The organism is Roseovarius sp. (genome assembly GCF_040219995.1).
In the GTDB taxonomy this organism is placed as follows: Bacteria; Pseudomonadota; Alphaproteobacteria; order Rhodobacterales; family Rhodobacteraceae; genus Roseovarius.
In genome coordinates this window covers 50,059-68,215 of sequence record NZ_JAVJUC010000004.1, presented here as the reverse complement: position 1 = coordinate 68,215, position 18,157 = coordinate 50,059, and the positions used below count along the sequence as shown (strand labels likewise).

Sequence of the window (18,157 nt, the reverse complement as noted above, 5' to 3'; positions counted from 1 at the left end):
GCGCACTTCGCGCCGGCCTCATGCTCGGTCAGGATGCCGATGATCTGTTCTTCGCTGTATCTCGTTCGCTTCATTGTCCGTCCCTTCGTTGGGTCGGACTCTAATTCCAAATGGAGGAAAAATCCCGTGGCAGGTCAGTTGGACAACTTTTGATCGGCGTTCGTTCTCATTTTCCAGTGTTTCCATCGTGATCCGGTTGCGCTCCGCAAGGTTGGCAGACCGGGAATAATGGCGGGCCATCGACGGGGTTGGGGATCAGGGAGCGAAACACCGCCTTTGTCGGTCGGTCCGGCGACAGTTGCACTGCTACTTTGGCACGTCAACATTTGCCCAGATTGGCCCGAACAGTGCCGCTGAAACCACCTCGGCTGTATGTGACCATCCCCCGAGGCTTGTTGCAGCATCGCGGGCCGCTTGGGAACAGGCCTTGCGCAGGTGCCTGTCATCAAGCAATCGACGCAATGCGTTGGCGAAGGCATCGACATCGTCGGGCGGCACCAGCAGGCCGGCCGCTTGCGGCACCGTATCGGGCGTGGCCCCGGCACGTGTGCTCACGATGGGCAATGCATGTCCCATCGCCTCGTCGAATACCATGCCATAGCCTTCGTATCTGGTCGCAAGAGCAAAAAGGCTCGCCTCTCCGTAAAGCGCGTCGAGCCGGGTCTGCGAAATCTCGCCGGTCAGGCGCAGGCGTGCCGAAAGCCCGAGCGCGCCGCGCAGGTCATGCAGACTGCGGGCGGTTTCGGGCTCATGCGCGCGCCCGACGATCACCGCCTGCCAATCCAGATCGGTGATCTGCGCCAAGGCGCGCATCAGGATGTCATGCCCCTTGCGCCGCGCGAGCAGGCCCACAGAGAGAATGAGCGGCGGTGTCGCGGCTCGGCGCGGGCCTGTGGCGGGCGAGCTAGCGAAACCGGGCTTTGCAACGCTGATCCGGTCCCGCGCGACACCGTATTCAGTCTCGAGCAGGCGGGCGATATGCGGGCTTGTGACCACGATATGCCGGGCGAGCGCGAGGTTGGCCATCTCACGCGCCGCCATCTCGCGCACCTGTGCGGTCTCTAGCCCCGGTTCGAGTGCGAGCGGATGATGCACCAGCGCAACCAGCGGAGCGCGGACCTGCGATAACCGCCCCGTGTCGAGCGCGCCGAAGGCCAGCCCATCGACAAGCGCGGGGCAATTGGCGGGCAGCCGGTCAAGCTGCGCCAGCGCATTCGCCATGTCGCGCGCAGTCGGATGAGGAAAGCTGTCGCCAAGGGTCAGCTGATGCACATCAATGCCGGACGCCACCAGCGCATCGGCAAGCCTGCGATCATAGAGGTAGCCGCCGGTCACCGTCTCGATATCGCCAGGTACGGCAAAGGCCATGGCGCGAGGCGTGGTCATGCACTGTCTCGCGCGTCGCAAAGGCGCGGTGCCAGCAGCGGGCCGAGATCGGCGTTCGAGGCCAGAAAAGAGCCTGTCTCCAGCACCGACCGCCCCGGCCAGAGCGGCCGCACTTCGCCACCCGCCTCAGCCACCAGAAGCAGACCCGCAGCGACATCCCAAGGGCCAAGGTTTCGCTCCCAATAGGCGTCAATCCGGCCTGCCGCCACATAGGCCAGATCCAGCGTCGCGGCCCCCCAGCGGCGGATTCCGGCACAATCCGGCATTAACCCTTCTATGTCGTGCATGCTGTGCGAAAGATAAGTCACACGCCCACCCGCAGGCACGCCTGTAGCGAGCAACGCATGGGAAAGGGGCACGCCCTGTGACACATGGATCGGTGCGCCATTGAGATATGCCCCGGTGCCGGCCCCGGCGGTGAATGTCTCAGCCTTGACCGGATCGTGCACCACGCCCGCGATCACCCTATCGCCCTCTGCCAAGGCGATGGAGACGGCCCAATGCGGCAATCCGTGCAAGAAATTCGTGGTGCCGTCGAGCGGATCGACGATCCAGCGCAGACCGGCTGGGTCGCCCGACGCGCCGGTTTCCTCGCCAAGCCAGCCGATGCCGGGATGGGCGGTCTGCAACCGGTCCCGGATCGTCGTTTCCGCTGTCAGGTCCGCGTCGGACACGAAATCGCCCGCTGTCTTTTCAGTGCGCGGAATGGATTTGACCGTCTCGAACCGGTCGAGCAGGAGCGCGCCTGCCTCTTGCGCCACGCGGGTCATCAGGCGCAGCGCGTTCTCGTCCGGGTCATCCGTCATAGCGCAGTCTGTGGCACAATGTGTCCTGGGCATCGAGAATACGAGCATAATCCTGGGCGACCGTGTCGAACGGGCTCTCTCCCGAGATAAGCGCATCAAGCGCCGGATCGTCGAGAAGCCGAAGGGCTGCGTCCAGACGGCGGCGATGCGTCCAGCGGGCCGCGCGATGCGCGGGGATGCGCCCCACCTGCGAGGCGATCAGGCGCAGTCGCCGTTGATGGAACGCAGCCCCGAGATTGATCGTCGTTGGACGCGTGCCGAACCAGCTGGCCTCGATCACCGTGGCCTCGACCCCGGCAAGCGCCAGAGCAGTCGCAAGCCCGGCCTCGGTCGCGGAGGCATGGATCACCACATCCGCCTCACCCGGGGCTGCATCGGGTTCGGCAAACGCGCAGCCCAGGGCGCTGGCGAGAGCGGCGCGGGTGGGATCGACATCTATCAGGCACGTCTCTGTGCCCGGAATGTGCGCCGCGAGATAGCCTGCGAGCGCGCCCACCGTGCCCGCCCCCACCACTACCACCCGGTCGCCTGGCTGTACCTGCGCATCCCACAGGATATTGAGCGCGGTCTCCATGTTGGCCGCCAGCACCGCGCGCGCGGGCGGCACATTGGGCGGTACCGGAACGGCCATTGCCTGCGGACAGGCAAACCGGGTCTGGTGCGGGTGCAGGGCAAACACAATGCGGCCTGCGTCCGGGCCGTCTTGGATCTGGCCGACCGCGCTGTAGCCGTATTTCACCGGAAAGGGAAATTCCCCTCCCTGCATGGGCGCGCGCATGGTCTGGTATTCGCTCTCGGGCACACGCCCTTCGAACACCAGACGTTCCGTTCCACGGCTGATCCCGGAAAAGAGCGTATGCACGATATAATCGTCGGGCCCGGGCGTGATGTCGATCGGGTGGACCTCTACCACCCGGGGGCCGGTAATCCAGAGTGCGCGGCCAGGGTCCGTCATCTGCGTCAACCGTGCAACGCTGCAGTAGTCATCGCGGTGTGCGGCCAGGCACAAGGGGCCGCCTGCGTGCCGACAAGACAATCGAACACGACGTCCGATCCCAGCCCATAGACCTGCGTTTCAGGCCGACGCGCCTGCGCAAGCCGCGATATCGGCTGCGTGGTCAGCCCCTGCGGCCCAGACCCGATCAGCAAGGGGGCCACGGCGACATGCAGGCGCGTCAGCAGGTCCGCTTCGAGGAAACGTGCGATGGTGATCGCCCCGCCCTCTATCAGAAGATGATGCAGCCCCTTGTCGCGCAGCGCGGTTATGATCGCACGGGGCGCGATCCATGTATCACGCGGCAGGCGGATCACCTCCACCCCTTGAGGCCGGGGTACATCCACAGTTTGGATCACGATCCGGCGCGCGCCATCCTCGGCGAAAAGCCGCGCATCATTGGGCAGGCGGCCTGATGGGTCGATCACCACGCGCGCCGGATTTTGCCCCGGCACCAGCCGCACGGTCAAGCGTGGGTCGTCGTGCAACGCGGTCTTGACGCCAACGACCACGGCATCGACCAGCGCGCGCATCCGGTGCAGATGCGCCAGCCCGTCGGGCCCCGAGACATCCGCGGCATCGCCCGAGAGGGTAGCAACGCGCCCATCAAGCGACTGCCCGATTTGCGCCGCAACGTGACACGTGCCTGGGGTCGCGATCATTGCGCCGTAAAGGCCGATTGCCGCGCGCTCACCCGCACTCCAGTCGCCGCAGCACAAACAGGACGCGCCCGCACGAGTTCTGACGATGCGATCCCAGACCTCGGGTGTTACGTCGGTCGCGTGCATGTGGCATTCCCTTTGTTGCGTTGCCCGGATGGCGGGGTCTTTACTGCGTCCCATGCAAAGATAGAGGCCAGTGCGGAAATGTCACCCTCCCCCGGGCAGGGCGAGTACATCCATATGGCCGATTTCCGCCCGAGCATGACCAATCGCATCCCGCCGGCGCGCCGCCCAGCCCGCGGCATCGTCAAAGCCAGCCTCGTGCGCGGCCCCGGCAATCCCCGATAGCAGCGCGTCCTGCAACGGGGCCTCGCTTGGCTCAAGAACCCAAGGGCTCGGAGCACTGAATACATCGTATCCGCGCGCCGCGAGCAACGAGGTCATCCGCGTAGCCGCCTCTGGTCCGAGCGCTGAACCGAATCCCTTGTTCCCGCATTGATGGTGGTTGAAGCGCTCTGTCACTGCGGCGTCGTCTTGGTCCTCCGGGCTCCAGCGCATCACACCATTGTAACTGAGGGCCGCATAAAGCGCGATCCGGTGCCGTGCCAACCGGTCAATAAGGCGTATCACCCAGTCCTCCGATACCAGATCGAACACCGCTGACGCGGTGACCATCTTCACATCCGTCAGAGGCACTGCATCGAGGTCGCTCAGATCACAGATGCGGACCTCTGCCTCCGGATGATGTCGTCGCGCAAGGTCGAGCAGTGCCGGGTCATTGTCTAGCAGACACCAGTCAAGCGACTCGGCCCCAGCCGCCGCGAAGGCCCGCACCGTGGACCCCGTCCCGCACCCCAGATCGAGCATGCGCACGCCGGAGCCCGCATAAGCGATTGCGCGTTGGAGCAGGTCAGCATCCCGCGCCCTGTCGTCCGCAGGCGCACGCAGGTCAAGCCATTCGGCGTCAAAGCCCATCTCAGATATCGGCCTCGTACCAGCCGCGCGCCACATGGCTTTCGTGAAGCATCACGCGAATCCTGCGAAGCCGCCCGGCATCGCCCAACCCCTCGGATTTCGCTGTCTCGCGCAGCGCGCTCCAGATGTGATGACACAGAAATTCGGTGGTCGTGAATTTGCCCTCGAACTCCGGCTTTTCATCCAGATTGCCATAGCGCAGCGGTTCAAGCGCACGGGCAAGCGCCTCTGTCGCCAGCCCGATGTCGACCACCAGCCCTTGCGCGTCGAGATCGTCGGTGTAAAAGGCGGCATCCACGACGAACGTGGCCCCGTGAACGCCCTGTGCCGGGCCAAAGACCGGGGAGGGCAGGGAATGGGCGATCATGATGTGATCTCGGACTTCAACGGCGAACATGGGCGTTTCCTTTAATGAGTGTCGCAAGATAGCTATCATTGCGCGGCAAACGGTCAAGCCACGCGGCAAAACCGGCGATTCCCCGCACATCCACGAAGAATTCATTGGACCGGGGCGGGCAAGACTTTACTTCTTCACCGACAATATATGATCAGGCCAAGGTTGCCGACACGCTTGGAGAAACCGTTGACTTTAATCACGACACACAACGAGTACCGACAGTCGGCCCCGTTAGAGGGCAAGCGCCTTGCCGTGCGACGGCGGCTGGTTCTTGGACTCAACGCCGCGACCGTGCTTTTGCTTTTTTCGGTGATGGCGTCGTTTTTCGCCCCCTTCGGCATCACGTTGACCGAAGTTGCGCTGCTGACCTGTTTCGCGCTGACGCTGCCATGGCTCTCGATCGGCTTCTGGAACAGCGTGCTGGGTCTGGTGCTTGATCTGCGGCATGGCGCACAGGCCGCCACACATGTCACACCTGCCTTGGCTCGGGTCTCGGGCGAAGAGCCGGTCAGCGCGCGGGTGGCAATCGTCATGCCGCTGCGCAACGAAGATCCCGACGCCTCCATAGACCGGCTGCGGCGGCTTGAGGCCGAGATCGCCCAAAGCCCCTGGGCCGGGCGGTTTTCCTATCACGTGCTGAGCGACACCGACGCGCCGGGCATCGCCCTCAAGGAAGAGGCACGTGTTGCCCAATGGCGCGCGGCGCGGCCAAATGCGCGGATCCAGTACCGTCGCCGGACCGAGAATACCGGCTACAAGGCGGGCAATATCGCCGAATTCCTGCACAGTGCCGACGGCGAAAGCGATTTCTTCCTGCCGCTTGATGCTGATAGCGAGATGGGCGCTGAGACGGTCTTTCGCCTGGTCCGGGTGATGCAGGCCAGCCCCGAGATCGGCATGCTGCAAAGCCTTGTGACCGGGCTGCCCTCCAGCAGTCTTTTCACCCGCGTGTTTCAGTTCGGAATGCGTCACGGCATGCGCTCTTTCACCCTCGGTTCGGCCTGGTGGCAGGGTGATTGCGGGCCAAACTGGGGCCATAACGTGCTGATCCGCACAGCGCCGTTCCGCAGCCATTGCATGCTGCCCGACCTGCCCGGGCGCGGGCCGCTCTCGGGCCCGATCCTGAGCCACGATCAGCTCGAGGCCGTGATGATCCGCCGCGCGGGCTATGAGGTACGGGTGATGGCAGAGGAAAGCGAAAGTTTCGAGGAGAACCCGCCCAGCCTCGTGGATTTCATCCGCCGCGAATTGCGCTGGATGAACGGCAACCTGCAATATCTGCACCTGCTGGCAATGCCGGGGCTGAAAGCGGTAAGCCGCATTCAACTGGTGCTCGCGATCTTGATGTATGTAAGCGCGCCCGCATGGATGGGTTTCATCCTGATCGGGGCCGCGATGATGGCGCTGCCGGGCCAGTTGAACGCGGTGCCTGCAGTCACCGGTCTGGCACTCTTTGCGACGATCCTAACGCTCAGCCTCAGCCCCAAGATCATGGGGCTCGCGCAGGTCCTGGCCCGCCCCGAGCGTCGTGCGGCGTATGGCGGCGGAGTGCGCGTGGCGTTCGGCGGGCTGATCGAGATGCTCTTTTCCATGCTCACAGCCCCAATCGTGGCGCTTGCACTGACACGGTTTGCCATCGGGCTTCTCTTCGGGCAGCGCATCGGCTGGAGCGCACAGCAACGCAGCCGCGAGCGGCTGGAATGGAGCGAGGCCGCCCGCGTACTCTGGCCTCAGACCATTATCGGTGTGGCGCTTGGGCTGTGGTTTGCGGCGTTCGCCCCTTGGGCACTGATCTTCGGTGCACCGATCCTGATTGCGCTTATCGGCGCGATCCCGATAGCCGTGTTCTCGGCTAAGCCCGCTATGGGGCGTTGGTCGCGCCGCACCGGCCTCTTCGACATCCCCGAGGACCGAATACCACAAAGGCGTGAGGCCATTGCCATCCACGCCAACACCGCCTGACACGGGAGGACCGACAATGACCAGACAGACCCTGACCGCCGCCTGCGCTCTCGCCGCCCTCAGCCTGCCGCACACTGTGCAGGCCGAACCGGCAACATGGGCGATCGATCCCGAACATACCGTCGTTGCCTTCACCATCATGCATGCGGGCTATGCCAAGGTGCTTGGCCGGTTTTCCGAGATCGAAGGGCAGTTTGTCTATGACCCCGAGACGCAGGACCTGGACGAGGTGCGGGCCACCATCGGCGCGCAAAGCGTCGATACCGACCATGAAAAGCGTGACAACCACGTCCGCTCGCCGGATTTCCTCGATGCCGAGGCGCATCCGCAAATCACCTTTGTCGGCACTGGCAGCACGCCCGAGACCGAGACCACCGGCACCGTTACCGGCGACCTGACCATTCGCGGCGTGACACAGCCCGTCACCCTCGACGTGACACTCAACAAACGCGCCGATTACCCTTGCTGCCACGGCAAGGAGACGCTCGGCATCTCGGCCAGCGCCGAGATCCTGCGCAGCGACTTCGGCAGCACCTATGCCCTGCCGGAATTCGTCGGCGACGCGGTGAACATCATCCTCGAATTCGAGGCGATCCGGTCTGAGTGATGCGGGCGGCGAGAGCTCCTTTGCTCTCAGGCACCTTGGCCGCCGTCGACGCCCCAAGTCACGCCGCAGGCGCGATGCATGTCTGCTTTCCTTCGAGCTCGGCACCGTCGGCGGGGTGCGGAGATCGGGATCAGTTCGCTGGTAGATCGGTTAATGCCAGGGTGCAGGCGTCGGTTTTCATGGGCGCGTGGCGGTCGGGCGCGGCTTTGGCAACCATCTCTATCCGGGTATGATCGGGCCCTGGTGTGGCCAGCGATATTGCTAGGTTGCCGACCGTGATCGCCATGGCGAGGGCCGAGATGAGAAGCGAGTTTCTGTCTGTCATTTCAATGATCCACGTCCTGGCTTGAAATTCGGGCCTGCGCCCTTGGGTTTGATCCTTCCGGTCAGGTCGGGGAAATCCCGGCCTTGGTCAGTGTGTCTTCCAATGCGTCGATACGGGCCTGAAGCCTTGCAATCTCGTCGCCATGCTCGGCATCGGTGCGGCGCACCGGGATGTGCTGCGGGCAGTTCCAGTCAAAGGCCGCGATGCGGATGATGATTACGCGCTCGGCGGGCGGGGCATCCGCGGAGGACAGCAACTCGATGATCCTGGCATCCTCGGAGATTTCAACCTCACCCCACAGCTTGAGCCGCTTGCGCGCCGGGTAGTCGACCGCGATGATCGCGATACGGGGATTGGTGCGCAGGTTTCCGGTGCTGATATATTGCCGGTTGCCGCGGTAATCGGCATAGGCGACGGTCTGCGGGTCGATCACCCTGAGAAACCCGGGCGCGCCGCCACGGAACTGGACGTAGGGCCAGCCGGTTTCCGAGACGGTGGCCTGAAACACCCCGTCACGCGCCTCGAGGAAGCTGGCCTCGCGCTCGGTCAGGCTGCGCCCGCCATCGCGGTCGGGCGAGAGGGCACTGGCGTAGAGCGCGGCGGAGCCAAGACGCTCCTGTTCGGCGCGCACGGTCGGGGTGAAGGCGATATCGGCAACTCCGAGAGGCATGGCTCAACTCCTTACAGGCCAAGGGCCGACAGGCCGGGATGATCGTCGGGGCGACGCCCGAGCGGCCAGTGAAACAGGCGCTCCTGCTCGGTGATCGGACGGTCGTTGATCGAGGCAATGCGCTGCCGCATCAGGCCGTTTTCGGCAAACTCCCAGTTCTCGTTGCCATAGGCGCGGAACCATGAACCGCTGTCGTCGCGGTATTCATAGGCAAAGCGCACGGCGATCCGGTTGCCGTGGAAGGCCCACAATTCCTTGATCAGGCGATAATCAAGCTCGCGCGCCCATTTGCGGGTGAGGAAATCGACGATCCGGTCGCGGCCCTGGAAGATCTCGGCCCGGTTGCGCCACTGGCAGTCGGGCGTATAGGCGAGCGAGACTTTCTCGGGGTTACGGCTGTTCCAGCCATCCTCGGCCATGCGGACCTTGGTGATGGCGGCGGCTTCGTCAAAGGGCGGCAGCGGCGGGCGTGTCATCGGTCGATCTCCTGTGTGGTGGAATTCTGGCGCCCCGACCGGGACAGGGAGCGATCCGCGTGGGGGATGCCGGGGCGCCGCCGGGATCAGGCCACCTTGGCGCTGACCACCGGGAAGTCGATCGGCGTCTCGAACGCCGAATTGATATAGTTGGTCAGCGTGTTGAGCGCGACATGCGCCACGATCTCGACGATCTCCGCCTCGGTATAACCCGCAGACTTGAGCGCGGTGATATCGGCGTCCCCGACTTGGCCGCGCTCGGTGACGAGCTTGACCGCGAACCCGACGGCGACATCAGCCTTGGGGTCGAAGGAGGAAGCATTGCGGTTGGCGGCGATCTCCGCCGCGTCGAGCTTGGCCACATGCGTGCCGAGATAGGTATGGGCGGCAAGGCAATACTCACAGCCATTCACCTGCGCCACGGCGAGTGCGATGCGCTCGCGGGTCTTGGCGTCGAGGCCGCCCTTGGCAAGCGCGCCGTTGAGGCCGAGATAACCTTCGAGCGCGGCGGGGCTGTTCGCGGTGATGCGAAAGAGGTTCGGCACGCTGCCAAGCATTTGGCGCACGCCGTCAAGCAGCGGCTGCGCGGCAGTAGGTGCAGCGTCGATCGAGGGGGGAAGAGAAATACGTGTCATGAGGGATCTCGCTTTTGATTAAGTCAGTGAGCAAAAATATACAGATCGGTCTGTACATACGTCAACTGTTAGAGATGCTATTTCCGGGCATGACTTGTGAAGCTTCCCCTTGAATATCCAAGGTATTTCTGCAAAAAGAATACAGAACTGTCTGGTAAGGTTAGAAAATATGCCGAAATCCCGTCGTGACGATCTGGTGGATTCCGCCCTGAAACTTTTTTACGCTGGCGGCTTCAATGCCACCGGAATCGACAAGATCCTGGCCGAATCCGGCGTCGCGAAAATGACGCTCTACAAACATTTCCGGTCCAAGGACGAACTGATTCTCGCCGTGCTGCATCGACGTGACGAGCAGTTCCGCAACTGGCTGATGGGCGAGATGGAAAAGGCCGCGCCCGATCCGCGTGGGCGGCTGCTGGCGATGTTCGATGCGCTGGAGACGTGGTTCGAAGGGCGGGCCTTCAAGGGGCTGGGGTTCCACGGCTGCGCCTTCATAAACGCGGCTGGTGAGTTCGGCGACCACGCCCACCCAGCGCACCGCGCCGCCGCCGAACACAAGCGCAGCATCTTAGATTATCTCGAAAGACTGTGTTCCGAAGCAGGCGCGTCGGCACCACGGCATCTGGCCGAGCAACTGGCCCTGCTCAAGGAAGGGGCGATCGCCACCGCGCATGTGCGCGGCATGCCCGAAGCAGCGCAGGTCGCCAAGGAGATGGCTGCCGGGATCATCCAGATGGCCCTCGCCAAGGCATCGCAGCCCCCGCAGGATTGAGCCTCCGAAACCAGCCGCGCAACGCGGGCATCTTCCTGCCTCTGCGCCCCACGCCAACCGATATCGGATGGCCGGGAATGGAATGAGGTGCCCGTGGAAGACGCTCGCGGCCACCTCGCTGACCACATGGCCGCGATCAACAACCTGCACCAGGGCGTCCCTTTCGAACCCGTCCCCAAGCTCGTTCTGCAATGACATCTGTGTTCTTTCTGAGCCCAAAAATACCAAGCAAAGGGCCTAAAAGCCTTGGCGCACATCACTGACCGTTTTTTTGGTGACTCTTCAGAGACATCGCGTATCGTTTGATCATCGACCTTTCGCGTCAGGAGGCTGAATTGATTAGAACGATTTTAGTATCCATTGTTTTTGCATCCGCGAGCGGAGCCGTGATCTCGCAGGAAGCAGCGCCTCCCCCCGCTGTCGTCGCAGTCGAGGCGACCACTCTGGACTTGGCGGAAACTTCTGATTTCAACGGACGTCTGGACGCCAATCGCAGGGTGGCGCTTGTCGCGCGCGTGTCTGGCGTGATCGAGCAGATCGGATTTGCCCCGGGTGCCGAGGTGACGCAGGACCAGATGCTATTCGTCATCGAGCGCGATCTTTACGAAGCAGCGGCGCGCGAGGCTGAGGGCGCGCTGGGCGCGGCGCAGGCACAGCGCGATCTGGCGCGGATCGAACGGGATCGTCAGAGCGAACTTGTCGCGCGCGAGGCCGGTGCGCAGGCGCGTCTCGATCAGGCCGAGGCCGCGCTTGCTACGGCCGAGGCGGATGTGCTGCGGCTCGAAGCCGCTCTCGACCGGGCGCGCACCAACCTGTCTTACACCGAAATCAAGGCCCCGTTCGCGGGCCGCATCGGCGACAGTGCGGTGGACGAAGGCGGGCTTGTCGGGCCGGAGGCAGGCGCGCTGGCGACGCTGGTGCAGCTTGATCCGATCCACGCCGAATTCCCCGTGCCGACTGCAACTTTGCGTAATTTTCTCGAACGGGTCGAACGCGGAGAGGTCTCGAAAGAGGCCGCCGTCAGCCTGACGCTGGCCAATGGCACCGTCTATGACGCGCCGGGCGATGTCGATTTCGTGGACAGCCGGGTCAATTCAGGCACAGACAGCGTGACGTTGCGGGCGCGGTTTGCCAACCCTGACGGGCGTTTGCTGGACGGCGAACTGGTGCGCGTGACGCTCACCTCGGACACGCCTGAGGGCGAATTGGCGATCCCGGCGCAGGCGGTGCAGCGCGACATTCAGGGGGCGTTTGTGCTGGTGGTGGGCGAGGGCGAGGTGGCCGAGCAGCGCCGCGTCACCGTGCGCCGCAATGCGCAAGGCTATGCCGTCATCGCCGAGGGGCTGAGCGAGGGCGAGCGCGTGATCACCGAGGGCGTGAACAAGGTTCGCCCCGGCAGCGCGGTCGATGCCGCCGCACCCGAGGGCTGATTCATGCTGGCAGATACCTTTATCAAGCGCCCCCGCTTTGCCGGGGTCATTTCTATTGTCCTTTTCCTGGCCGGGTTCATCGCGCTGACCAAGATGCCGGTGGAACAGTTCCCCGATATCGTGCCGCCGCAGGTCTCGGTTACGGCAAGCTATCCCGGTGCGGGGTCGGAGGTGGTCGAGCAGACGGTGGCACAGGTGATCGAGGATCAGGTCGTGGGCGTCGACGACATGATCTACATGTCCTCGACCTCGGGCGCGGATGGCACCTATATCCTCAGCATCAGTTTCGAGGTGGGCACCGATCCCGATATCGCCACGGTAAACGTGCAGAACCGGGTATCACTGGCCGAGCCGCTCTTGCCGTCGGAGGTGCGCCAGACCGGGGTGAAGGTCGCTAAGAAATCCTCCTCGCTGCTGATGGGCATCGCGCTTTACGCCGAGAGTGACGCGCTTGAGGGCAGTGACCTCACGAACTATGCCCGGCTCAACATCATGGACCGGCTCAAGCGGGTCGAGGGAGTGGGCGATGCCTCGATGTTCGGGGCTAATGAGTTTGCGATGCGCGTCAATCTGGACGTGGACCGGCTCGCAGCGCTGAACCTCACACCTGCCGATGTCAGCGCGGCCCTGCGCAGCCAGAACCTTCAGGCGGCCATTGGGCGCGTGGGCGGACAGCCGGTGACCGAGGACCCGGGGTTGCAGCTCAACCTCTCGACCAAGGGGCGGCTGTCGAGCCCCGAGGAATTCGGCGCGATCATCCTGCGCGCGGGCAGCGACGGCAGCGTCGTGCGGGTGCGCGACGTGGCCGAGGTGACACTGGGCGAGAAGAACTCCGATGTGGTGACCAGTTTTGACGGCAAGCCCGCGACGCTGATCGGCCTCTATCTTGCGCCGGGTGGCAATGCCATCGCCGCCGCCGACGCCGCCAAGGCGATGATGCAGGATGTCGCGGCAGGTTTCCCCGAGGGCATGGCCTATGACATCGTTTCGGACAGTTCCACCTTCGTCAAGGAAAGCATCCACGAGGTGCAAAAGACCCTGATCGAGGCGTTCGTCCTCGTGGTGATCGTGGTGTTCATCTTCCTGGGTTCGCTGCGCGCCACGCTGGTGCCGCTGATTGCCGTGCCGGTGGCGCTGGTCGGCAGTTTCGCGGTGATGCAGGCGATGGGCTTTTCGCTCAATACCGTGTCGCTTCTGGCGATGGTTCTGGCCATCGGCATCGTGGTTGATGACCCCATCGTGGTGGTCGAGGCAGTCGAGGCCAAGATGGAGGAAAACCCCGGGATGTCACCGGCCGAGGCCTCTTCGGCGGCGATGTCCGAGATCACCGGCGCGATTGTCGCAACGACGCTGGTGCTGCTGTCGGTCTTTGTGCCGGTGGCGTTCATTCCGGGTATATCCGGGCAGTTGTTCCAGCAATTCGCGGTCGCCGTTTCGGTGTCGATGGTGATCTCGGCGATCAACGCGCTGACCCTGTCGCCCGCGCTCTGCGCGATCCTGCTCAAGCCACATCATGGGCCGAAAAAGGGGATAATGGGGCGGATTTCACGCAGTATCGACAGTGCGCGCGACGGCTATGCGCGGGTCGCCGGGTCCATCGCGCGGCGCGCGGTGTTGGGGCTTGCGCTGCTGATCGGGGCCATTGCCCTGACCGGCGGGCTGTTCAAGGCGGTGCCGACCGGGTTCCTGCCGTCCGAGGATCAGGGCTCGTTCATTGTCGAGACGCGCCTGCCAGAGGCGGCCTCGGTCAACCGCACCATCGCGGCGCAGCGCGAGGTGGAAGAGATATTGCTGGGCCTGCCGGGGGTCGAGTCCGTCACCTCGGTTGCGGGCTTTTCGCTGCTGGACGGGATCACCAAGTCGAACGCCGCCTTCGCGCTGGTGTCGATGCACGAATTCGCCGAACGCACGAGCGAAGAGACAAGCGTGTTCAACGTGATCGAGCAGGCGATGCGTCAGGGCGCGGCGATCCGGTCGGCGCAAGTCATCGCCTTCAACCTGCCACCCATCGCCGGGCTTGGCACCGGGTCGGGCTTTGAGATGCAACTGCTCGACACGCAGGGCCTCACGCCGCAGGAACTGGCCGAAACCGCGCGGGGGCTTTCGTTCGCCGCCAATGGCAATCCGACGCTGTCGGGGGTCTACAGCACGTTCTCGGCCAACAGCCCGCAGCTTTTCCTCGAGATCGACCGCGAGCGACTTTATGCGCTTGGCATTCCCGTATCGGACGTGTTTGCCGCGCTGCAACCGACGCTCGGCTCCGCCTATATCAACGATTTCAACCTGTTTGGCCGCTCGTGGCAGGTGCGGATGAGTGCCGCGCCCGAATATCGTGACGCCGTGGACGATATCGGGCGCATTCAGGTGCGCAGCGCGTCCGGAGAGATGGTGCCGATCGGGGCTTTTGCGCGGGCCGACTATATCACCGGGCCGATGTCGCTCTCGCGCTACAACAATCAGCGCGCGGCCAAGATCAGCGGCACCCCCGCGCCGGGCCTGTCCTCGGGGGCGGCACTGGCGGCGATGGAAGAGGTGGCCGAGGCCAATCTGCCGCCGGGCTTTGATTACGAATGGACCGGCACCGCGTTGCAGGAAAAGCAGGCAGCGGGGCAGACGACGATGATCCTCGTGCTGGCGATGCTCTTTGCCTATCTCTTCCTCGTGGCGCTCTATGAAAGCTGGACGATTCCGGTGCCGGTAATGCTGTCGGTGGTGTTCGGCGTGGCGGGCGCGATTGCGGCGCTGCTACTGGCGGGGCTGCCCTTTAATATCTATGCGCAGATCGGGCTGGTGGTGCTGTTGGCGCTGGCGGCCAAGAACGCGATTCTGATCGTGGAATTCGCCAAGGCACGGCGCGAGGCCGGTGAGACCATTCTCGATGCCGCCGTGCAGGGCGCGGGCGCGCGGTTCCGCGCGGTGATGATGACCTCGTTTGCCTTTATCGCGGGGCTTATTCCGCTGGTCACCGCCGAGGGCGCCTCGATGCTGTCGCGCCGCGCCGTGGGCACGGGCGTGGCGGGCGGCATGCTGGCGGCGGCGCTGGTGGGCATCTTCGTGATCCCGGCGCTCTACGTGATATTCCAATCCCTGCGGGAACGCTTGAAAGGGCAAAAATCCAGCGAAGCGGAGACCTGACCGATGGGGCTGCGCGCGGTCCTTCCGGCCTATCGCCGCGCCCTGTCCGACGCGCTGCTGTTCACGGCACTGCATCTGAGCGTGCGGTTGGCGGTCTCGGTTCTGGTGTTGCCGCTGGCCGGAATGATCCTTGGGCTGGCGCTGCGCTGGTCGGGTGATCCGGCGCTGACCGATCAGGACATCGCGGGCTTTGTCTTGTCGCCTCTGGGGGCGATTGGCGCATTGGCCGTGGCGGGGGTGCTGATTGTCGCGGCGGTGCTTGATCTTGCCTTGATGACGGCGGTGCTGCGGCAGCCGGTGACAGGGGTTCGGCCCGCGCTTGCTGCGGCCTGGCGACTGGTGCTGCCCCGGCTCGGGGCGGTGTTTGGTTTTGCCTTGCGGCTGGTGCTGCGGGTGGCGCTGCTGGCCGTGCCGTTTCTGGTGATGGGCGCGGCGGTGGCGGCGCTCACGCTGCGGGCGCATGACATCAACTATTACCTGACCTATTGGCCGCCGGAGTTTCTGCTGGCTGCGGGGGTGATCGGCACGCTCACCCTGATCATGGCGGGGCTGCTGATCTGGCGGCTGTCGGGCTGGGCGCTCGCCCTGCATCTGCGGCTGATCGACGGGGTGCCGTCGCGCGACTGCTTTGCGCAAAGCGAGGCGCATCTGGGCACGCGGCGTGGCGCGGTGATCCGGCGCATACTTGGCTGGCTTGCGCTGCGTTTGGCGCTTGCCGCCGGGGTCGCGGCGCTGATCGGCGTGTTCGGGTCGGGCGCGCAGGCACTGGCGCTGCCAAGCCTCACCGGGGTGGTGCTGGCCGCGCTTCTGACGCTCGTGCTCTGGTCGCTGGCCAACGCGGTTCTGGCAGCGGTGTCCAACGGGGCGCTGGCAGTGCTGTTAGATGACCTGCATCGCAGCGTGGCGCCCAAGGTTCTGGCACCGCAGCAGGACAGCGCGCCGGTCGGCGGTGCGCTGGTTCTGGCCGGGCTCGCCATCGCGGCAGGTGTGGCGGGCCTGGGCGCGGTTACGGTTCTGGGCGATCTTGCGGGGCGTCTTGCGGCCCCGCAGGCGGTTGAGGTCATCGCGCATCGTGGCGCGGCGGCGGCGCGACCCGAGAATACGCTGGCCGCCGTGGAAAAGGCGCTGGAGGATCGGGCCGACTGGGTAGAGATCGACGTGCAGGAGATCGCCGACGGCACCGTGATCGTCACCCATGACAGCGACTTCATGAAACAGGCGGGCGTGGCCCTGAAGGTCTGGAACGCAACGCCTGACGATCTCGCGCAGATCGACATCGGAAGCTGGTTCGATCCTGCCTATGCGGAGGCCCGCGTGCCCACATTGCGCGACGTGCTGGAGGTGGCCAAGGGGCGCGGCCGGGTGCTGATCGAGTTGAAATATTACGGCCATGACGAACGGCTGGAAGAGCGGGTGGCGCGCATCGTCGAAGAGACCGGCATGGCGGATGACGTGATGATCATGTCGCTCAAGCGGTCGGGTGTGGCGAAGATGCGCGCCCTGCGCCCGGACTGGCCGATGGGCATCCTCGCGGCGCGGGCGATTGGTGACCTGAGCGCGCTCGATGCCGAGTTTCTGGCGGTCAATACCGGGCAGGTCTCGGGGCATCTGCTGCGCCGCGCGCATGCGACGGGCAAGCGGGTCTATGTCTGGACGGTGGACGACCCGCGCGCCATGTCGCGGATGATCTCGATGGGGGTGGACGGGCTGATCACCAACAAACCCGCACTGGCGCGGCAGGTGATGGCAGAGCGCGCGGCGCTGTCGCTGGCGGAGAGGATTTTGTTGTGGCTGAGCGACCGGTTGCGGCTCGACAGCTTCGATCTGGTGGCAGAGCCATCGGAGGCATAGATTTTGGCAGTTTCGGGAGACATACAATGAAAAATTCCATCCTGTTGCTCGGCATCGGCGCGCTGTCGCTGATCGGTGGCATCATCGCCCTGTTGAACCCGCTGGCGGCGACGCTGACGGCGGAACTTCTGACCGGGTATCTCTTTATTGCCATCGGTGCGCTCATGCTGATGTCGATCTTTGCCGATGAAAGCTGGGTCTCGCGGCTGTTGTCGCTGGTGCTGGGCGCTGCGGTTCTGGCGATCGGTGTCAATCTGGTGAGCAATCCGTTGCAGGGCGTGCTGCAACTGACGGTCGTGGTGGCGCTGCTGATGCTGTTTATCGGCGTGTTGCGGATCATCTTCGCGTTTCGGCTACCTAGTGGCGGGCTCCGGCTGGTGTTGATCCTTTCGGGGATCATCTCGCTGGCGTTGGGCGCGATGATCCTGACGAGCTTTCCGTTCTCGGCGGCGGTGGTTCTGGGTATCCTGCTGGCGATTGAGCTGATTTCGAACGGAATTTCCCTGATCGTCCTGGGCCTTGCCGCCCGGGACCAAACAAGCTGAGGAGGCGGTAATGAAAAACTGGCTATGGTGGCTATTGGCGGGGCTGGTCGCGTTGGCGGGCGGTGTGCTGGGCCTGATCAATCCGAATGCCGCACAGATCACCTCGACCACCATCGCGGGATGGGCGCTGGTGCTGATGGGGCTTTTGCAGGGGCGCGCGGCCTGGAAATCCTCGGCCTTTCGTGAACGGGCCGGGGCGGGTCTGTTTGCTGCGGCGGGGCTGTTTCTGGGGCTGTCGCTGCTGATCGGACCGATCGGCGATGGTACGCTGCTGCGGTGGTTGCTGGGTGGGCTGCTGGTTATAGGCGGGCTGGCCAAGCTCTGGATCGGGCGGCGCTACCGAACCGATCCGCTGTTCTGGGCGGTGCTTGTGGCCGGTGCGCTGGCGGTTGTGCTTGGTGCTCTGGTTCTGCTGGGCGTCACGCTGCAACTGGGCGTGATCCTGTCGCTGGAACTGCTGGGTAGCGGGGCGGCGCTGATCGTGATGGCCTTGCGGCTGGAAAAGCCGACGGTACGGTGACCGTCTGAG

The 18,157-nt window shown here is 64.4% G+C and carries 18 protein-coding genes; 8 read left to right on the top strand and 10 right to left on the bottom strand.

All coding sequences use genetic code 11. The annotated features are described in order from the left end of the window. Window positions 1–306 precede the first annotated feature (306 nt). From RID11_RS00465 to RID11_RS00440, 6 genes are all read right to left on the bottom strand, one after another. Window positions 307–1,386, bottom strand: a complete 1,080-nt coding sequence (locus RID11_RS00465; RefSeq protein WP_350134835.1) for a glycosyltransferase family 4 protein — start codon at window positions 1,384–1,386, stop codon at window positions 307–309. After that, entirely contained in the window at window positions 1,383–2,192 is an 810-nt protein-coding gene (locus RID11_RS00460; protein WP_350134833.1) for an inositol monophosphatase family protein, read from the bottom strand. The genes RID11_RS00465 and RID11_RS00460 overlap by 4 nt, the downstream gene beginning before the upstream one ends. Next, on the bottom strand, window positions 2,182–3,147 hold the full coding sequence (locus tag RID11_RS00455; protein WP_350134830.1) for a zinc-dependent alcohol dehydrogenase: 966 nt from the start codon (window positions 3,145–3,147) through the stop codon (window positions 2,182–2,184). The genes RID11_RS00460 and RID11_RS00455 overlap by 11 nt, the downstream gene beginning before the upstream one ends. Window positions 3,148–3,152: 5 nt before the next feature. Next, window positions 3,153–3,974 (bottom strand): RibD family protein, encoded by an 822-nt coding sequence (locus RID11_RS00450; protein WP_350134827.1) that lies wholly within the window; start codon window positions 3,972–3,974, stop codon window positions 3,153–3,155. A gap of 81 nt (window positions 3,975–4,055) precedes the next feature. Next, the gene (locus RID11_RS00445) at window positions 4,056–4,823 is read right to left on the bottom strand and encodes a class I SAM-dependent methyltransferase (protein WP_350134825.1); all 768 of its coding nucleotides are present in this window, start codon (window positions 4,821–4,823) and stop codon (window positions 4,056–4,058) included. Between the two features lies 1 nt (window position 4,824). Then, complete coding sequence (locus RID11_RS00440) at window positions 4,825–5,220, bottom strand: 6-pyruvoyl trahydropterin synthase family protein (RefSeq protein ID WP_350134822.1); 396 nt, start codon at window positions 5,218–5,220, stop codon at window positions 4,825–4,827. Between the two features lie 147 nt (window positions 5,221–5,367). Between RID11_RS00440 and mdoH the strand changes: the two genes are divergently transcribed. Then, the gene (gene mdoH, locus RID11_RS00435; RefSeq protein WP_350134820.1) at window positions 5,368–7,182 is read left to right on the top strand and encodes a glucans biosynthesis glucosyltransferase MdoH; all 1,815 of its coding nucleotides are present in this window, start codon (window positions 5,368–5,370) and stop codon (window positions 7,180–7,182) included. 16 nt (window positions 7,183–7,198) lie between these two features. Beyond that, a complete protein-coding gene (locus tag RID11_RS00430) occupies window positions 7,199–7,789 on the top strand; it encodes a YceI family protein (RefSeq protein WP_350134817.1) in 591 nt (196 codons plus the stop codon). 130 nt (window positions 7,790–7,919) lie between these two features. On the opposite strand, the gene RID11_RS00425 is transcribed toward RID11_RS00430, so the two are convergent. The 4 genes from RID11_RS00425 to RID11_RS00410 all read right to left on the bottom strand — a co-directional run bounded on the left by RID11_RS00425 (window position 7,920) and on the right by RID11_RS00410 (window position 9,895). Then, window positions 7,920–8,114, bottom strand: a complete 195-nt coding sequence (locus RID11_RS00425; RefSeq protein WP_350134815.1) for a hypothetical protein — start codon at window positions 8,112–8,114, stop codon at window positions 7,920–7,922. A 61-nt stretch (window positions 8,115–8,175) separates the two neighbouring features. Then, a complete protein-coding gene (locus RID11_RS00420) occupies window positions 8,176–8,784 on the bottom strand; it encodes a pyridoxamine 5'-phosphate oxidase family protein (RefSeq protein ID WP_350134812.1) in 609 nt (202 codons plus the stop codon). Window positions 8,785–8,795: 11 nt separating this feature from the next. Then, window positions 8,796–9,260 (bottom strand): nuclear transport factor 2 family protein, encoded by a 465-nt coding sequence (locus tag RID11_RS00415; protein ID WP_350134809.1) that lies wholly within the window; start codon window positions 9,258–9,260, stop codon window positions 8,796–8,798. Window positions 9,261–9,346: 86 nt separating this feature from the next. Beyond that, window positions 9,347–9,895, bottom strand: coding sequence for a carboxymuconolactone decarboxylase family protein (locus RID11_RS00410; RefSeq protein ID WP_350134805.1), 549 nt, complete (start codon window positions 9,893–9,895; stop codon window positions 9,347–9,349). A gap of 169 nt (window positions 9,896–10,064) precedes the next feature. On the opposite strand from RID11_RS00410, the gene RID11_RS00405 reads away from it, so the two are divergent. The 6 genes from RID11_RS00405 (at window position 10,065) to RID11_RS00380 (ending at window position 18,148) form a co-directional block, all read left to right on the top strand. Then, window positions 10,065–10,667: a TetR/AcrR family transcriptional regulator gene (locus RID11_RS00405; protein WP_350134802.1), complete on the top strand. Its 603-nt coding sequence runs from the start codon at window positions 10,065–10,067 to the stop codon at window positions 10,665–10,667. Window positions 10,668–11,053: 386 nt separating this feature from the next. Then, window positions 11,054–12,097, top strand: a complete 1,044-nt coding sequence (locus RID11_RS00400; RefSeq protein WP_350134799.1) for an efflux RND transporter periplasmic adaptor subunit — start codon at window positions 11,054–11,056, stop codon at window positions 12,095–12,097. A gap of 3 nt (window positions 12,098–12,100) precedes the next feature. Next, window positions 12,101–15,232 (top strand): efflux RND transporter permease subunit, encoded by a 3,132-nt coding sequence (locus RID11_RS00395; protein WP_350134797.1) that lies wholly within the window; start codon window positions 12,101–12,103, stop codon window positions 15,230–15,232. Between the two features lie 3 nt (window positions 15,233–15,235). Then, window positions 15,236–17,083: a glycerophosphodiester phosphodiesterase family protein gene (locus RID11_RS00390; protein WP_350134795.1), complete on the top strand. Its 1,848-nt coding sequence runs from the start codon at window positions 15,236–15,238 to the stop codon at window positions 17,081–17,083. 26 nt (window positions 17,084–17,109) lie between these two features. Beyond that, entirely contained in the window at window positions 17,110–17,628 is a 519-nt protein-coding gene (locus tag RID11_RS00385) for an HdeD family acid-resistance protein (RefSeq protein ID WP_350134793.1), read from the top strand. 10 nt (window positions 17,629–17,638) lie between these two features. After that, window positions 17,639–18,148: a DUF308 domain-containing protein gene (locus RID11_RS00380; protein WP_350134790.1), complete on the top strand. Its 510-nt coding sequence runs from the start codon at window positions 17,639–17,641 to the stop codon at window positions 18,146–18,148. Window positions 18,149–18,157: the final 9 nt, after the last annotated feature.

Bases quoted from the DNA above. Each gene is read 5' to 3' on its own strand.
- RID11_RS00415 (WP_350134809.1), bottom strand. From the start codon at position 9,260: ATGACACGCCCGCCGCTGCCGCCCTTTGACGAAGCCGCCGCCATCACC.
- RID11_RS00450 (WP_350134827.1), bottom strand. From the start codon at position 3,974: ATGCACGCGACCGACGTAACACCCGAGGTCTGGGATCGCATCGTCAGA.
- RID11_RS00440 (WP_350134822.1), bottom strand. From the start codon at position 5,220: ATGTTCGCCGTTGAAGTCCGAGATCACATCATGATCGCCCATTCCCTG.
- RID11_RS00445 (WP_350134825.1), bottom strand. From the start codon at position 4,823: ATGGGCTTTGACGCCGAATGGCTTGACCTGCGTGCGCCTGCGGACGAC.
- mdoH (WP_350134820.1), top strand. From the start codon at position 5,368: ATGATCAGGCCAAGGTTGCCGACACGCTTGGAGAAACCGTTGACTTTA.
- RID11_RS00380 (WP_350134790.1), top strand. From the start codon at position 17,639: ATGAAAAACTGGCTATGGTGGCTATTGGCGGGGCTGGTCGCGTTGGCG.
- RID11_RS00465 (WP_350134835.1), bottom strand. From the start codon at position 1,386: ATGACCACGCCTCGCGCCATGGCCTTTGCCGTACCTGGCGATATCGAG.
- RID11_RS00455 (WP_350134830.1), bottom strand. From the start codon at position 3,147: ATGACGGACCCTGGCCGCGCACTCTGGATTACCGGCCCCCGGGTGGTA.
- RID11_RS00425 (WP_350134815.1), bottom strand. From the start codon at position 8,114: ATGACAGACAGAAACTCGCTTCTCATCTCGGCCCTCGCCATGGCGATC.
- RID11_RS00410 (WP_350134805.1), bottom strand. From the start codon at position 9,895: ATGACACGTATTTCTCTTCCCCCCTCGATCGACGCTGCACCTACTGCC.
- RID11_RS00385 (WP_350134793.1), top strand. From the start codon at position 17,110: ATGAAAAATTCCATCCTGTTGCTCGGCATCGGCGCGCTGTCGCTGATC.
- RID11_RS00390 (WP_350134795.1), top strand. From the start codon at position 15,236: ATGGGGCTGCGCGCGGTCCTTCCGGCCTATCGCCGCGCCCTGTCCGAC.
- RID11_RS00430 (WP_350134817.1), top strand. From the start codon at position 7,199: ATGACCAGACAGACCCTGACCGCCGCCTGCGCTCTCGCCGCCCTCAGC.
- RID11_RS00395 (WP_350134797.1), top strand. From the start codon at position 12,101: ATGCTGGCAGATACCTTTATCAAGCGCCCCCGCTTTGCCGGGGTCATT.
- RID11_RS00405 (WP_350134802.1), top strand. From the start codon at position 10,065: ATGCCGAAATCCCGTCGTGACGATCTGGTGGATTCCGCCCTGAAACTT.
- RID11_RS00460 (WP_350134833.1), bottom strand. From the start codon at position 2,192: ATGACGGATGACCCGGACGAGAACGCGCTGCGCCTGATGACCCGCGTG.
- RID11_RS00420 (WP_350134812.1), bottom strand. From the start codon at position 8,784: ATGCCTCTCGGAGTTGCCGATATCGCCTTCACCCCGACCGTGCGCGCC.